Genomic DNA, 14,483 nt, shown 5'->3' on the forward strand with positions numbered 1-14,483 from the left:
CGTCATGGACATCAAGGAAATCCTGCAGTACCTGCCGCATCGCTACCCCTTCCTCCTTGTGGATCGCATGCTGGAGATCGAGCCGGGCGTGCGTGCGCGCGGCTTGAAGAACGTCACCATGAACGAGCCCTTTTTCCCGGGCCATTTCCCCCACCACCCGGTGATGCCTGGAGTCCTGATCATCGAAGCCATGGCGCAGACCGCAGCGCTGCTTTCGTTCAAGAGCAGTGGCGTCAAGCCCGATGACAACTCGGTCGTCTACTTCGCCGGCATCGACAACGCGCGCTTCAAGCGGCCGGTCGTACCGGGTGACCAGTTGATATTCGACGTCGAGATCACCCAGTCCAAGCGCAACATCTACAAATACAAGGCGCGTGCGAGCGTGGATGGCGAACTCGCCGCAGAAGCCGAACTGATGTGTGCGATCAAGACCCTATGATTCATCCGACCGCGATCATCCACCCCGGCGCCAAGCTCGGGGAAGGCGTCAGCGTGGGGGCCTACTCGTTGATCGGCGAGCATGTCGAGATCGGCGCGGGTACCCGCATCGGTCCGCACGTGGTGGTCGAAGGGCACACCCGCATCGGCCGCGACAACGAGATCTTTCAGTTCTGCTCGATCGGCGCAAGTCCGCAGGACAAGAAGTACGATGACGAGCCTACCCGGCTCGAGATCGGCGACCGCAACACGATCCGCGAGTTCTGCTCCTTCAACGTCGGTACCAGCCAGGATGCGCACGTCACGCGCATCGGCAACGACAACTGGATCATGGCTTACGTGCACATCGCGCACGACTGCCAGGTCGGTAGCCACACGATCTTTGCCAACAATGCGACGCTCGCAGGTCATGTGCAGGTGGGCGATTGGGCGATCCTCGGTGGGTTTACCGGGGTACATCAGTTCTGCCGCGTGGGCGCCCACAGTTTTTGTGGCGTCGGTACGGTGCTGCTGCAGGATCTGCCTCCTTTCGTGACGGTTGCCGGCAATCCGGCGAAGCCGCACGGCATCAACAGCGAGGGCCTCAAGCGGCGTGGTTACTCGGCCGAAGGCATTGCAGCGATCAAGCGTGCCTATCGCGCGCTCTATCGCTCCGGCCTGTCCCTGGAGGAGGCTCGTCAAAGCGTCGCCGAGCTCGCTGCCGGGCAATCGGAGGTCCAGCTGTTCTCCGACTTCATCGCGCAGTCGGGGCGTGGCATCGTTCGCTGAGGGTCGGTTTCGGCAATGAAGGTCCGCATCGCGATGGTCGCCGGAGAAACCTCCGGCGATCTTCTTGCCAGTCATCTCATCCGCGCGCTGCGTCAGCACATCCCGGACGCCGAGTTTTTCGGCATCGGTGGCCCCAAGATGCAAGCCGAAGGCTTCGAAGTGCGTTGGCCGAGCGAGCTGCTGGCGGTTCATGGTTACGTTGACGCCCTGAAGCGCTACCGTGAGCTGTCGGGAATCAGGCGGACGTTTCTGGCGCAGATCCGCAAGGAGCGCCCGACGGCATTCATCGGCGTCGATGCCCCCGATTTCAACCTGTGGCTCGAGGGGAAGGTACGCGACGAAGGCATGCCCTCCATCCACTTCGTCAGCCCGTCGATCTGGGCCTGGCGGGGAGGGCGCATAAAGCGCATCGCTCGTTCGGTATCGCACATGCTGTGCCTGTTTCCCTTCGAGCCCGAGATCTACGAGCGTGCTGGCGTTCCGGTGAGCTACGTGGGGCATCCGCTCGCCGACGTGTTCCCGCTCGAACCCGATCGCGCAGAGACACGGGCGCGGCTGGGGGTGCCCGCCAACGCGGCAGTCGTCGCGCTACTTCCTGGTAGCCGCCAGTCGGAGGTGCGCAACCTGGCCGACACCTACATCGCCACTGCCAGGCTACTGCAAGCTGGCAACCCGGAGATCATATTCCTCGTGCCGCTCGCAACGCGGGAAACGCGACAGATCTTTGAAGAGGCGTTACGGCGTAACCAGGCAGCCGATCTGCCAGTGCGGATGCTGTTCGGCCACGCCGTCGATGCGATGACTGCAGCCGACGTTGTCCTGGTTGCAAGCGGCACGGCCAGTCTGGAGGCGGCACTACTCAAGCGCCCCATGGTCATCACCTACCGCATCGGCAAGTGGCAGTACAGACTCATGAAGCACATGGCCTATCTACCCTGGGTGGGGCTTCCCAACATCCTGTGTCGCGAGACGATCGTGCCCGAGCTGCTTCAAGACGAGGCGACACCCGACAGACTCGCGGAGGCGGTCGCGGATTGGCTGCGCGACCCTGCACGGCGGGCAGCAGCCGAGAACCGCTTCCGGGAACTGCACCTGAGCTTGCGCCAGGATACAGCGCGACGTGCGGCAGAGGCTATTCTGCCTTACCTCGCCAGCACGCGGGCTTGAGAGTGGAACGATGACAAGTGACCTGTTCGCAGCCGCCGACGCGGACGGCGCGCATGTCTGCGGCGTGGACGAGGCTGGACGCGGGCCTTTATGCGGGCCCGTGGTCGCAGCCGCAGTGATCCTTGACCCAACCCGTCCGATCGCCGGCCTAGCCGACTCGAAAAAGCTCAGCGCGGAGGCGCGCGAGCGCCTGGCCACGCAGATCCGCGAGCATGCGCTGGCCTGGGCGCTGGGCGAAGCGAGCGTCGAGGAGATCGATCAGCTCAATATCCTGCACGCAACGATGCTGGCAATGCAGCGTGCAGTGATGGCGCTGAAGCTTCAGCCCGCTCAGGTGCTTGTCGACGGTAACCGCTGTCCGCGCCTGCCGTATGCGGTGCGAGCCATCGTCAAGGGCGATGCGACCGAACCCGCGATCTCGGCCGCCTCCATCCTGGCCAAGACCGCCCGCGACAGCATGATGCGCACCCTCGACCAGAGCTGGCCTCATTACGGACTGGCCCTCCATAAGGGCTATCCAACTCCGGCGCACCTTGCAGCACTGGAGAAGCATGGCGTCGCGCCGTTCTACCGCAGGAGCTTCGGCCCCGTGCGCAGGCTGATTGAGCAGGGCTGCGGAAGCCCTCGGCCATGACGAAGGAGATCAGCTCCCGCGACAACCCGACCGTGAAGCGTCTGCACGCGCTCGCGCATTCCGCGCGCGACCGGCGCAAGCACGGCGAGACCTTGCTCGACGGGGTGCACCTGATCGACGCCGCACTCGCTGCAGGCTGGCCGATCAAGAGCCTGATTGTTGCCGCAGGGATCGAGGAGCACGGAGAGATTGCCCAACTGCGAGCGAAGGCGCCAGCTGCGGTACAGCAGATCGTGCTCGCCGATACGCTGTTTGCGCACGTAAGCCCGGTAGATACGCCGTCAGGCATTCTGGCGCTCATCGATCTCCCCGCCCCGACCGGCAACTTGCCGTTCAGAGCCGACGTGCTCGCGCTCGATGGCATACAGGATCCCGGCAACCTCGGCACCATTCTGCGTACGGCTGCGGCCGCGGGCGTGCACCATGTCCTGCTTGGAGAAGGTTGTGCCCAGGCCTGGGCACCCAGGGTGTTGCGTGCCGGCATGGGCGCGCATTTCCTGCTCCAGCTCGAAGAGCGGGTGGACCTCCCCAACCGTCTGGTGGACTTCCCCGGCTCGCGCATTGCCACTGCGCTCGGGGAGGGCTCACAGGGGCTCTTCCAGATAGACATCCGAGCGCAGGTTGCCTGGTTGTTTGGTGCAGAGGGGCAAGGCCTGTCATCCGCGCTGCTCGCGATGGCCGACCGCCGCGTCAGTATCCCGATGTGTGCGGGTGTCGAGTCACTCAATGTGGGCGCCGCGGTGGCAGTCTGCCTGTTCGAGCAGGTTCGGCAACGGAGCCTGCGTTAGAATCGTCACGCATTTCGGCCATGGCGACTTGACGTGCGCGGACCCCGGGCGGCATGCTCGGCGCATGAGTCGGCAAGGCGTCGGCGGCGGTCCCGCGCGTGCGCCGGCCGCAGGTAGTGCATCCAACCTTCAGACGGCCAAAGGCCGCATCCTCGACGAGGAGACAGACCCCCATGACGTGTTTCGTCAAGACGGCGCGCGGGCAAGAAGAGCTCACCACACGTAGCGGCAGACTCGGTGCGCGCGCGCGCCGACTTCTGATCCTGGCCGACGGGCAGCGCACACTGGACGAACTGACGCGGCTCTCGGGTGACGAGAACGCCGCGGCCACGCTTCAGGAGCTCGAGGACGGCGGCTTTCTGGAGCGCGTAGCCGCTGCACCCCCTGCAGGGGGTGCCGTACCGACGCCCAACGCCGTTCAAGCGCTCGCGGGCGCCCCGGGCGGAGCCAAGGACTTGCAGATGGCCCGCGATTTCATGATGAACACGCTGCGCACCTTCAACGGCCCCTACGCCAAGCTCGATCTCGTCAAGCGTATCCACGCATCGCGGCGTGAAGAAGAACTGCGTGAACTCTTTGACGAATGGCTACAGGCGATCACTGAGACGACAATGGGACGCAAGCGCGCTGACGAGCTCTCGGAGAGACTGCTCAAGGTGATGTAGAAGTCTGCTCGAATGACCAGCGGCACGTATCGCCGACCCCGATCATTGGTTGCGCGCGTTTCGAAGCACGATCGGCGCAGCGAATCGCGCTACCATTCGAAGGCCCTGGGCTTCACGCCTGTCACCGCTCGCTTTGCACATGATCCTCGTCATCTCTCCAGCCAAGGCGCTCGACTACGAGACGCCGCCTACCACTACTGTCTGCACCCAGCCCGACTTCCTCGACGATTCCGCACAACTCATAGACGTGCTGCGCGAGCGCTCGCCCGCACAGATCGCCGAGCTGATGTCGCTGTCGGACCAGCTCGCCAGCCTCAACGTCGCACGCTACGCGAACTGGTCGCTGCCTTTCGATGCCGGCAACGCCAAGCAGGCCGTGCTGGCCTTCAATGGCGATGTCTATGAGGGCCTCGATGCCGGCAGCCTGAGTGCAGAGGACCTGGCCTGGGCGCAGGACCACCTGCGCATCCTTTCAGGCCTCTACGGCGTGCTGCGTCCGCTCGACCTCATGCAGGCCTACCGCCTCGAGATGGGAACGCGGCTTGCCAACCCACGCGGCAAGAACCTCTACGAGTTCTGGGGCGAGCGCATCACCGCGGCGCTCAACCAGTTGCTCGATGCCGATGCAGCGGGCGGCTGCGAGCGCGTGCTGCTCAACCTCGCCTCGGACGAGTACTTCAAGTCGGTCAAGCCGAAGCTGCTCAAGGCCCGGCTGGTGACGCCGGTGTTCGAGGACTGGAAGGGCGGGCGCTACAAGATCATCAGCTTCTACGCCAAGCGTGCACGAGGCCTGATGAGTCGCTTCGTGATCCGCAACCGCATCGACGAGGTCGACGGTTTGAAGGACTTCGACAGCGAGGGCTATGTCTTCGCCGCCGACGCGTCGGACGCCGACACGCTCGTGTTCCGTCGCCGCGAAGCCTGAATCCACCGCCCGCCTCGTGCGGGCGCAACCGGATAGCGCCAATGAAGATCAGCAGCTGTTTCGATTCCGGTGCAATCGAGGTACTCAGCCTCGACGATCCGCAGGACATCCGCCTGCGCCTGCGTGCGGACAATGCCGCGGCCTTCCACCAGTGGTTCCACTTCCGCCTGCATGGTGCTGCGGGCAGGGCGGTGCGCATGGTGTTCGAGAACGCCGCGGCGGCGGCCTACCCGGACGGTTGGCCGGACTACCGCTGCGTCGCGTCCTACGACCGCCAGCACTGGTTCCGCGTGGAGGGCACGCATTTCCGCGACGGCGCACTGATCGTCGAGCACACGCCCGAGCGCGACGGCGTCTACTACGCCTATTTCGAGCCGTATTCCTACGAACGCCACCTCGACCTGATCGGCCATGTCGCTCAGTCGCCCTTCGCCAAGAACCGTGATCTCGGCAGCACCGTCGATGGCCGCGACCTCGACCTCGTGGTTGTAGGCGATCCAGCGGCGGGCCGTCCGCCGCTGTGGATCATCGCCCGCCAGCACCCGGGCGAGACCATGGCCGAGTGGTTCGTCGAAGGCCTGCTCGAGCGCCTGCTCGACCCTGCGGACCCCGTGGCACGGCGCATCCGCGAACTCGCCGTGCTCTACATCGTGCCGAACATGAACCCGGATGGCGCCGTGCGCGGCAACCTGCGCACCAATGCGGCCGGGCGCAACCTGAACCGCGAATGGCGCGAGCCCGATCCGCTCGCCAGCCCGGAGGTCTTCCTGGTGCGCGCGGAGATGGAGCGCACCGGCTGCGCGCTGTTCCTCGACATCCACGGCGACGAATCGCTGCCCTACGTCTTCTTCTCGACCGCCGAGGAGGTTCCCGGCTTCAGCGCCGAAGCGGCGCGTGCTCAGGCACGCTTCATCGAAGCCTTTGCTGCCGCAAGCCCGGACTTCCAGACCGTCGAAGGCTACAAACCGGGCCGTTTCGGCGAGGAATTGCTGACGCTGGCGAGCAAGTGGGTGGCGCATCGCTTTGGCTGCGTGTCGCTGACGCTGGAGATGCCGTTCAAGGACAATGCCTTGCTGCCCGATCCGGTGGCCGGATGGAACGGCGCCCGCAGCAAGCGCCTGGGCGCGGCGATGCTCAACCCGATCCTGCGCCATCTCATTGACGCAGCAACTTCATCCAGCGCCTGAGTTCCGGCGCAGAAGGTACTCAGGGCGCGGCCGCGGCTCGAAACGAGGTCACGGCAAGGACGGACGGGCAGGGCTCAGCCGCCCGCCTTGCGTCCCAGTTCGGCGAGGATGGCGGCGGCGCAGGCGACGCCCGAACGCACCGCGGATTCCAGCGTGGCCGGATAATCGGAGTCCAGGTAGTCGCCCGCCAGCCACAGGCCGGGCAGGGGCGTGCGAATGCCCGGGCGCAGGATGCCGGGGCGGCAGGCGATGGTGGCGCGCTTCTCGGTGATCACCTGCGACCACTCGGGCGCGGGCAGGCGACGGCCGAGCTGGCGTTCGAGCTGGGCGTGGCAGGCGACGATGAGTGCGTCGCGTTCCAGGGCCTCGTGCGGTCCGCTGGCGCTGATCACGCAAGCCATCAGGCCCTCGGGACCGCCGAGCTGGCCGCGGTCGAACGCCCATTGCGCAGGGTCGACTGCGGTTCCTGAGACGAGCCCGATCATCGCCTCGGGCAGGCGCTGGCCCTTGCCGAGGGCGAGGTACACGGTCGTGATCGGCTCATGATCGAGCGCATCGATCTGCTCGACCAGGCGTTCGCAGCCACCCGCGCTGGCCAGTAGCGGGCTCGCATGATAGGGCGCGGTGGCAAGTACGACCTGCGGCCAGGGCTGGCTCCCGGGGTCGCCCTGCAGCCGGTAGCCGCCGGCCACCGGCTCGACCGCCTCGATCGCGTTGCCGGTGCGCAGCTTGCCACGACGGGTGGCAAGGTAGCGCGCTGCAGGCACGGGGAAGAGTTCGGACAGATCGACGCGCGGCAGCAGCAGTTCGCTGGCTGCGGCGCCTGCGGCCAGGCTGTCGCGCAGCACGTTGGCGAACACCTGTGCATCGGCCTCGGCGGCCGGGGTATTTAGCGCGGCGACGCAGAGCGGTTCCCAAACCAGTTGCACCAATGGCGGCGTCTGGCGCGTTGCCTGCAGCAGGCCGGTAACGGTCATGTCGGCGGGTACGCGGAAGCTGCGCTTCTTGAGCCAGCGCATCAGCCGCAGCATGGCCAGGCGATCGGCCCAGCTCAGACCGCGCGCGCGCAGCAGCCCGACGGCGAGATGAAAGGGCGCGGGCAGGCTTGCGGCCTTGAGCTGCAGCCGGTCGGGAACGTGCAGGGTGAGCGGCAGGTGTGCGAGCTGCTTGGGCGAGCAGCCAGTGAGACGCATCAGGCGGGTGAGCTCGCCATAGGCGCCGATGAGGATGTGCTGGCCGTTGTCTACCCGCCAGTGGTGGTCCTTATGCACCACCCGCGCTCGCCCGCCCAGGGTATGCGAACGCTCGAACACGGTGACATGCACGCCGGCACGCGCGAGTTCGACGGCACAGGCCAGGCCGGCGTAGCCAGCACCGATGACGGCGACGACGGGGACGCTCATGCGCTCAGCCCTTGAACCAGGTCGTGCCGGCGAGCCAGACCTTGCGCAGCGGCGTCAGCGAGGTGCGCCGATCGAGGACCATGAAGCCATCGGCGGCAATCTCGCGCAGCAGGGTGCGGTAGATGGCGGCCATTACCAGCCCCGGGCGCTGGGCCTTGCGGTCGCTCGCGGGCAGCTGGGCGAAGGCCTGGTCATAGAATCTTTCCGCGCGCTCGGCCTGGAAGGCCATCAGCGCACGGAAGTTGTCGGAGTAGCGCGCCTCGAGGATGTCCTTGGCCGGCACGTTGAAGCGCTGCAGGTCCTCGATCGGCAGATAGATGCGGCCACGACGGGCGTCCTCGCCGACATCGCGGATGATGTTGGTGAGCTGGAAAGCCATGCCGAGGTCGTGCGCGTACTTGAGTGTCTGGCGGTCCTGGTAGCCGAAGATCTCGGCCGCGAGCAGGCCAACCACGCTCGCCACCCGGTAGCAGTAGAGCTGCAGCGCCTTGAAGTCGAGGTAGCGGGTCTGCGAGAGGTCCATCGCCATGCCGTCGATGATCTCGAGCAGCTGCTCCTGTGGCAGGTTGAAGCGCGTCAGTACGTCCTTGAGCGCATGGCCGACGGGGTGCGTGGGCGTCCCGGCCCAGGTGCGCTGCACCTCCTGTCGCCACCATTCGAGCTTGGTCTGCGCCAGCGACAGGTCGTGGCACTCGTCTACGACGTCGTCCACCTCGCGGCAGAAGGCGTACAGCGCAGTGATGGCCTGGCGTCGCTCGGCGGGCAGGAACATGAAGCTGTAGTAGAAGCTCGAGCCGCTCTTGGCGGCCTTGTCCTGGCAGTAGTCGTGCGGGTTCATGCGCGGGGTCCGTAGTTCAGTGCGCGCCATGCCAGGCGCAGCCAGTCGCTCTTGCCCAGGGTCGGGCGGCGGGAAAAGACGTCGTAGCCGGTTGCATCCAGGCGCTCGAGGATGCGCAGTCCGCCCAGCACGACCAGGCGCAGTTCCCAGCCGATGCGTCCGGGCAGGGCGCGCGCAAGGCCGGCGCCATCGAGCATCATCGAGCGCGCGCGCCCGGCCTGGAAGGCCATCAGCGCGCGCCAGCGGGCGGTACCCTCGCCGTCCACGCCATCGAGGCCCTGCGTGCTGGCGCGTTCGAGGAAGACCTCATCGACACCGAAGCGGGAGAGTTCATCCTGCGGCAGGTAGATGCGCGCCTTGCGCCAGTCGATGGCGACGTCCTGCCAGAAGTTGATCAGCTGCAGGCTGGTGCAGATGGCGTCCGACTGACGCAGCTTGTCGGGCGTCGCCGCACCGTAGAGGCAGAGCATCAGACGTCCGACGGGGTTGGCCGAACGCCGGCAATAGTCGAGCAGCTCGGCGAAGTCGCGGTAGCGTGTCTTGACCACGTCCTGCGCGAAGGCGTCGAGCAGATCGCGAAAGGGCTGGACGGGCAGGCCGTGGGCACGGATGCTTCGTCCCAGGCGGTCGAAGATCGGCACCAGGGTCGGGTCGCGGACCGGGCCGCCACGCGCGCTGGTTTCGAGCGCGAGACGATAGTCGTGCAGGCGGGCCAGACGTTCCACGCTCGCTGCATCGCCCTCGTCGGCGACATCGTCTGCGCTGCGCGCGAAGGCGTAGATGGCCTCGACCGGCTCGCGCAAGCGCGCCGGCAGCAGCAGGGACGCAACAGGAAAGTTCTCGTAGTGCTCGACCGGCATGACCTGGACTGGGTGCACACCATGCGGGTGCGAGTAATAGGGAAAGCGCTTGCCGTGCACAGCGGGCATCGCCTTGCAGGGCGGGCGGAGTATACCGCGCCGGCATGCAACTTTCGGCCGCGACAGCTGACACAAGGCGGACATTGCGCGGTCACCGCAAGAACACCAGAACACGGCCGCGCACGCGGGGATCTCATGCTGCAACTATCCGGACTGATAAAGACCCTTCCCGGTGCGCCACCACGCGTGCTCTTCGATGCGCTCGAACTGCAGGTCGCCGGCGGCGAATGTGTCGCCATCGTCGGCGAGTCGGGCGTGGGCAAATCCACCCTGCTCAACTGCATCGCTGGCCTTGAGCCTTTCGATGGCGGCGAGATCCGGGTGGCCGGGACGGAACTTGCGCGGCTCGATGACGACGGCCTCGCGCGCCTGCGCCGCAGGCACTTCGGCTTCGTTTTCCAGGCCTTCCACATCCTGCCGCATCTGAGTCTGGCGCAGAACGTGGCCTTGCCCTTATGGTTGCTGCAGCAGCCGGAGGCTGAGGCCGACCGGCGTGCGCGCGAGATGCTCGGCCGCGTGGGGCTTGGGAGGCGAGCAGACGACTCGCCCCACCTGCTGTCGGGTGGCGAGTTGCAGCGCGTGGCGATCGCACGTGCGCTGGTGCACCAGCCTGCGGTGGTGCTTGCCGACGAGCCTACCGGCAACCTCGACCCCGGGCGTGCGATGGAGGTGCTCGACCTGCTCCTCGAGCAACTCCGCGCCCGCAGCGCAGCGGGCATCCTGGTGACCCATTCGCGGGCGGCCGCAGCACGGGCAGACCGCGTCATGGAACTCGTGGATGGCCGCCTGCATGCGGTGCGCCACGGATCATGAACACCCGGCTGCGTCATCTCTTTCTCGCCAGCCTGCTGCGCAGACGGCTCGCCACCGCGCTATCTCTGGTCGCGATCGCACTCGGGGTCGCGCTTGGGCTGGCGGTGCAGCTGATCCATGGCGCCGCGCTCGACGAGTTCGGCCGCGGCGTACGCCTGCTGGCCGGCGAGGCAGACCTGCAGGTCGTGGGCGCGCGCGAGGGCTTCGACGAGTCACTTTACCCTCTGCTGGCGATGCGGCCCGAGGTCGCTGCCGCCAGCCCGGTGCTCGAGATCGAGGCCCGCCTGCCCGGGCGAGACGACAGCCTGCGCATCCTCGGCCTGGACCTGTTCCGGGTGATGCAGGTGCAGCCCGGGCTGATGCCTCGCGTCGTCGCAACGGCGGGGCGCGACGTCGATGACGCCGGGGGCGATGGTCGCCTTGCTGCGCTGCAACCGTCGAACCTGTTCCTGAGTGCAGATGCGCGTGCGCTCCTGGAGCAGCCGCTGCGCGTTGGCGGGCGTCAGCAGGCAGCCGAGGGCAACGGCCGGGCTGAGGGCGAGTTGCAACCGCCCGCGATTCAGGATGGCTGGTTGCTCGCGCAGTCGGGGCTGCGCAGCCTGCGACTGCGGGTGGCCGGCGAGGTGCCGGGGGCGAGTGGATTGGTCGGCGTCATGGACATCGCAGGGGTACAACAGCACTTCGAGCGCTTGGGCCAGCTCAGCCGCATCGATCTCAAGCTCGCCGATGGGATCGCGGTCGACACTGCCATGCGCGCGCTCGCACCGCTGTTACCGGCAGGGGTGGCGCTCCGTGTGCCGGAGGCGGCGGCGAGCGAGGCGGGCACGCTGTCGCGCGCCTACCGGGTAAACCTGACGATGCTGGCTGCGATCGCCTTGCTGACAGGTGGCTTCCTCGTTTTCTCAACCCAGTTGCTGGCGGTGGCACGGCGGCGACGCGAGTTCGCGCTGCTGCGAGCGCTCGGCCTGGAGCGGCGTGCGCTGATGCAGGGGCTGCTCGCCGAGGGCGCACTGGTCGGCCTCGTCGGCGGCCTGCTCGGGGTCGCGCTGGGTCATGCGCTGGCGGGGGGCGCCTTTCGCCTGGTGGGCGGCGACCTGGGTGCGGGCTTTTTCCGCGGACTCGCACCGAGTCTGCAGGTCGATCCTGTATTGAGCCTGGCTTACCTGCTGCTTGGCGTCGCCGCAGGTGTCCTCGGTACCTGGGTGCCCGCGCATGAAGCCGCGCGCGTGGCCCCCGCCCGCGCCCTGCGCGCAGGTGAGGCCGAACGTGCAGGCTTGCCCCAGGCGAAGGTCGACGGACGGCTTGCAGGCGGGCTGCTGGGCCTTGCAGCGCTCGCCTGCCTACTGCCGCCCCAGGGCGGGATCCCGGTCGGCGGCTATGCGGCCGTCGCGCTGGTGCTGGCTGCAGCTGTGCTCGCCCTGCCGGCGCTGGCGCGCTCTGTGCTGCCATTGCTGGAACACGGACGCAGCGTGCTGTGGCGACTTGCCCACGCGCGCCTGAGCGCAACGCCTGCACAGGCCGTGGTCGCAGGGGCCGGCGTGATCGCGAGCGTCGCACTGGCGGTGTCGATGGCGATCATGGTGAGTTCTTTCCGCGTGTCGGTGGACGAATGGCTCGGCCAGGTTCTTCCTGCCGATCTCTATGTGAGGGCGTCATCATCCGCAGCCAGTGGCTACCTCGACCCAAGCGCGCTCGCCACCATTGCCGCGGTCGAGGGCGTGGCTGCGGTGGATACCACCCGTCTGGTCAATCTGCGCCTGTCCGATACCGAACCCTTGTTCAGCCTGTTGGCACGCCCGGTAAATGCAGATGGGCAGGGAGAGTGGGGCTTGCCACTGGTCGCAGGAAGCCTTGTTGCGCCTGCCGGCGCAACGCTTCCTGCGACCTGGGTGTCGGAGGCCGCAGCCGATCGTCACCGACTGGTGCCGCGCAGCGTGTTCGAGCTGCCGATCGGCGGCCGCATGCAGGGCTTCGTGGTCGCCGGCATCTGGCGCGACTACGCCCGCCAGCATGGCGCAGCCCTCATCGACAGTCGCGACTACGTTGCGCTGACCGGCGACACGCGCATCAACGATGTGGCGATCCGGGTCGCAGCCGGTGTCGATCCGCACAGCGTGTCCGAGACGCTGCGTCAGCGCTTCGGCCCCGAGCACATCACGGTCGCGCTGCCGGGCGAGATCCGCGCGCTCAGCCTGGAGATTTTCGATCGCACCTTCCTGATCACCTACCTCATGGAGGCGGTGGCCATCCTGATCGGCTTGTTCGGCATTGCCACCACCTTCGCCGCGCTGGCGACCACGCGCCAGGGCGAATTCGGCATGCTGCGCCATCTCGGCCTGACCCGCGGCGAGATCGGCCGGCTGATTGCGCTTGAGGGTGCGCTAACAGCAGGGCTCGGAGTGCTCGCGGGTCTGCTCGCGGGCGGCGCGATCGCCTGGGTGCTGATCGAGATCATCAACCGCCAGAGTTTTCACTGGAGCATGGATCTTGCCGTGCCGTGGCTGGCCCTTGGCGTGTTCGCTACCAGCCTGGTGGTACTGGCAGGCGGGGTTGCCCGGCTGGCGGGCCGGCACGCGATGCAGCGCTCGGCCGTTCAGGCGGTGAAGGCGGACTGGTAAGCACGGCCCCGAATGACATGGCAGACAAGCTGACGAAGTTTGGATGAGGAACAAGCGGCTACCCCCAACTGCTGCGGATCGGCGGCGCTTTCTGCTGCGCCCGGTCGTCGGCAGCTTGCTTGCACTGGCCTTGCCGGGCGTGCCTTTGCTTGCACGTGCAGGCGGGCATGCGGCCAGTGCAGAGGCCACGGCCTACCCTCCGGTGGTGGCGGGTGCGCTGTTGCAGTTTCCGCAGGACTTTGGTGCTCATCCGCAGTTTCGCACCGAGTGGTGGTATGTCACCGGCTGGTTGCGCGAAGCGGGCGGCGGAGAGGGAGGGGCCGAAGGAAGGGCTGGAGGCTATGGTTTCCAGCTCACCTTTTTCCGCGTACGTACGCGTATCGGCGAGGACAATCCGAGCCGCTTTGCCCCGCGTCAGCTGATCCTTGCTCATGCTGCCATCGCGGACCCGTCCATTGGCCGGCTGCGCCACGCCGAGCGCTCGGCGCGCGCCTATCCGGGGCTGGTCGAGGCGGGCGAGGGGCGTACGTCCGTGCGGGTGGAAGACTGGTTCCTGGAAGGCGGCGATACGGTGCTGGCGCCTTATCGGACGAACATCGAGACCGATGAATTTGGCTTCGAACTGGTGTTCGAGCCGGGTCGTACGCCTGTCCTCAACGGCAAGCAGGGCTTCAGCCAGAAGGCGCCGGATCCACTCAATGCCAGCTATTACTACAGCCGACCACAGATGATGGTGGGCGGGCGCATGCGTACCGGCGGCACGGTGCGCGAGGTTGAGGGCCATGCCTGGCTCGATCACGAGTGGTCGAGCGAGATCCTGCCCGAAGGCGCGCGCGGCTGGGACTGGGTCGGTATCAATCTGTATGGCGGCGGCGGACTGATGGCCTTTCAGATGCGCGATGGCGAGGGCAGGGCGCTCTGGCATGCAGGCACGCTGAGCGAAGAGGACGGTGCCTCGCGCATCCATGGCCCCGACGAGCTGCGTTTTACCCCGCTGCGCCACTGGCAATCGCCGCGCACAGGGATCCGCTACCCGGTGGAGTGGGAGATCGAGCTCGCCGGGCGCCGCCTGCGCCTGCGACCGTTGATCGATGACCAGGAACTGGACAGCCGCGCGTCGACCGGGGCGATCTACTGGGAGGGCGCGGTTCGCCTGTTCGAACTGGGTGCGGCAGACGAGGCGCGTGCGATCGGTGAAGGCTATCTCGAGATGACGGGCTACGCCGAACGCCTCGCGATGTAACGCGAGGCGCCACGGGAACAGCCGCTGGAGCGACGCAATCATGTCTCTTGGCGCCCCGGGCCCCACCTCGAAAGAC

General features: G+C 67.0%; 14 protein-coding genes. 11 read left to right on the top strand and 3 right to left on the bottom strand.

Annotated elements, in window-relative coordinates:
* Window positions 1-4 precede the first annotated feature (4 nt).
* From fabZ to LQF09_RS10610, 8 genes are all read left to right on the top strand, one after another.
* Entirely contained in the window at window positions 5-439 is a 435-nt protein-coding gene (gene fabZ / locus LQF09_RS10575; RefSeq protein WP_002929126.1) for a 3-hydroxyacyl-ACP dehydratase FabZ, read from the top strand.
* Window positions 436-1,206 carry an acyl-ACP--UDP-N-acetylglucosamine O-acyltransferase gene (gene lpxA, locus LQF09_RS10580; protein ID WP_002929123.1) on the top strand — a complete coding sequence of 257 codons (771 nt, stop codon included), beginning with the start codon at window positions 436-438 and terminating at the stop codon, window positions 1,204-1,206. Before fabZ ends, lpxA begins: the two co-directional genes overlap by 4 nt.
* A 15-nt stretch (window positions 1,207-1,221) precedes the next feature.
* On the top strand, window positions 1,222-2,373 hold the full coding sequence (lpxB, locus tag LQF09_RS10585; RefSeq protein WP_270067928.1) for a lipid-A-disaccharide synthase: 1,152 nt from the start codon (window positions 1,222-1,224) through the stop codon (window positions 2,371-2,373).
* Window positions 2,374-2,383: 10 nt separating this feature from the next.
* Complete coding sequence (rnhB, locus tag LQF09_RS10590; RefSeq protein ID WP_270067929.1) at window positions 2,384-3,007, top strand: ribonuclease HII; 624 nt, start codon at window positions 2,384-2,386, stop codon at window positions 3,005-3,007.
* Window positions 3,004-3,795: a TrmH family RNA methyltransferase gene (locus LQF09_RS10595; protein WP_002929113.1), complete on the top strand. Its 792-nt coding sequence runs from the start codon at window positions 3,004-3,006 to the stop codon at window positions 3,793-3,795. Before rnhB ends, LQF09_RS10595 begins: the two co-directional genes overlap by 4 nt.
* Window positions 3,796-3,968: 173 nt before the next feature.
* Window positions 3,969-4,460, top strand: coding sequence for a hypothetical protein (locus LQF09_RS10600; protein WP_270067930.1), 492 nt, complete (start codon window positions 3,969-3,971; stop codon window positions 4,458-4,460).
* Window positions 4,461-4,599: 139 nt separating this feature from the next.
* Window positions 4,600-5,385, top strand: coding sequence for a peroxide stress protein YaaA (gene yaaA / locus LQF09_RS10605; RefSeq protein ID WP_002929109.1), 786 nt, complete (start codon window positions 4,600-4,602; stop codon window positions 5,383-5,385).
* Window positions 5,386-5,426: 41 nt separating this feature from the next.
* A complete protein-coding gene (locus LQF09_RS10610) occupies window positions 5,427-6,572 on the top strand; it encodes a M14 family metallopeptidase (RefSeq protein WP_002929107.1) in 1,146 nt (381 codons plus the stop codon).
* Between the two features lie 74 nt (window positions 6,573-6,646).
* Here LQF09_RS10610 and hpnE read toward each other — a convergent pair whose 3' ends face one another.
* From hpnE to hpnC, 3 genes are read right to left on the bottom strand one after another with little or no spacing between them, the layout of a single operon-like run.
* The gene (gene hpnE / locus LQF09_RS10615; RefSeq protein ID WP_002937422.1) at window positions 6,647-7,975 is read right to left on the bottom strand and encodes a hydroxysqualene dehydroxylase HpnE; all 1,329 of its coding nucleotides are present in this window, start codon (window positions 7,973-7,975) and stop codon (window positions 6,647-6,649) included.
* A 4-nt stretch (window positions 7,976-7,979) separates the two neighbouring features.
* Complete coding sequence (gene hpnD, locus LQF09_RS10620; RefSeq protein ID WP_002929102.1) at window positions 7,980-8,813, bottom strand: presqualene diphosphate synthase HpnD; 834 nt, start codon at window positions 8,811-8,813, stop codon at window positions 7,980-7,982.
* Window positions 8,810-9,673, bottom strand: coding sequence for a squalene synthase HpnC (hpnC, locus tag LQF09_RS10625; protein WP_270069878.1), 864 nt, complete (start codon window positions 9,671-9,673; stop codon window positions 8,810-8,812). Before hpnC ends, hpnD begins: the two co-directional genes overlap by 4 nt.
* Window positions 9,674-9,868: 195 nt before the next feature.
* Here hpnC and LQF09_RS10630 point away from each other — a divergent pair, with 195 nt between their 5' ends.
* The 3 genes from LQF09_RS10630 to LQF09_RS10640 are packed head-to-tail and all read left to right on the top strand — an operon-like array spanning window position 9,869 to window position 14,407.
* Window positions 9,869-10,546 (top strand): ABC transporter ATP-binding protein, encoded by a 678-nt coding sequence (locus LQF09_RS10630; RefSeq protein ID WP_051018566.1) that lies wholly within the window; start codon window positions 9,869-9,871, stop codon window positions 10,544-10,546.
* The gene (locus LQF09_RS10635; RefSeq protein WP_270067931.1) at window positions 10,543-13,164 is read left to right on the top strand and encodes an FtsX-like permease family protein; all 2,622 of its coding nucleotides are present in this window, start codon (window positions 10,543-10,545) and stop codon (window positions 13,162-13,164) included. The genes LQF09_RS10630 and LQF09_RS10635 overlap by 4 nt, the downstream gene beginning before the upstream one ends.
* A 43-nt stretch (window positions 13,165-13,207) precedes the next feature.
* Window positions 13,208-14,407, top strand: a complete 1,200-nt coding sequence (locus tag LQF09_RS10640) for a lipocalin-like domain-containing protein (protein WP_270067932.1) — start codon at window positions 13,208-13,210, stop codon at window positions 14,405-14,407.
* The last annotated feature ends 76 nt before the right edge of the window (window positions 14,408-14,483 follow it).

It is taken from the genome of Thauera sp. WB-2, assembly GCF_027594845.1.
GTDB classification, from domain to species: Bacteria; Pseudomonadota; Gammaproteobacteria; order Burkholderiales; family Rhodocyclaceae; genus Thauera; species Thauera mechernichensis.

Bases quoted from the DNA above. Each gene is read 5' to 3' on its own strand.
- fabZ (WP_002929126.1), top strand. From the start codon at position 5: ATGGACATCAAGGAAATCCTGCAGTACCTGCCGCATCGCTACCCCTTC.
- LQF09_RS10600 (WP_270067930.1), top strand. From the start codon at position 3,969: ATGACGTGTTTCGTCAAGACGGCGCGCGGGCAAGAAGAGCTCACCACA.
- rnhB (WP_270067929.1), top strand. From the start codon at position 2,384: ATGACAAGTGACCTGTTCGCAGCCGCCGACGCGGACGGCGCGCATGTC.
- LQF09_RS10640 (WP_270067932.1), top strand. From the start codon at position 13,208: ATGAGGAACAAGCGGCTACCCCCAACTGCTGCGGATCGGCGGCGCTTT.
- hpnD (WP_002929102.1), bottom strand. From the start codon at position 8,813: ATGAACCCGCACGACTACTGCCAGGACAAGGCCGCCAAGAGCGGCTCG.
- LQF09_RS10610 (WP_002929107.1), top strand. From the start codon at position 5,427: ATGAAGATCAGCAGCTGTTTCGATTCCGGTGCAATCGAGGTACTCAGC.
- LQF09_RS10635 (WP_270067931.1), top strand. From the start codon at position 10,543: ATGAACACCCGGCTGCGTCATCTCTTTCTCGCCAGCCTGCTGCGCAGA.
- lpxB (WP_270067928.1), top strand. From the start codon at position 1,222: ATGAAGGTCCGCATCGCGATGGTCGCCGGAGAAACCTCCGGCGATCTT.
- yaaA (WP_002929109.1), top strand. From the start codon at position 4,600: ATGATCCTCGTCATCTCTCCAGCCAAGGCGCTCGACTACGAGACGCCG.
- lpxA (WP_002929123.1), top strand. From the start codon at position 436: ATGATTCATCCGACCGCGATCATCCACCCCGGCGCCAAGCTCGGGGAA.
- hpnC (WP_270069878.1), bottom strand. From the start codon at position 9,673: ATGCCGGTCGAGCACTACGAGAACTTTCCTGTTGCGTCCCTGCTGCTG.
- LQF09_RS10595 (WP_002929113.1), top strand. From the start codon at position 3,004: ATGACGAAGGAGATCAGCTCCCGCGACAACCCGACCGTGAAGCGTCTG.
- hpnE (WP_002937422.1), bottom strand. From the start codon at position 7,975: ATGAGCGTCCCCGTCGTCGCCGTCATCGGTGCTGGCTACGCCGGCCTG.
- LQF09_RS10630 (WP_051018566.1), top strand. From the start codon at position 9,869: ATGCTGCAACTATCCGGACTGATAAAGACCCTTCCCGGTGCGCCACCA.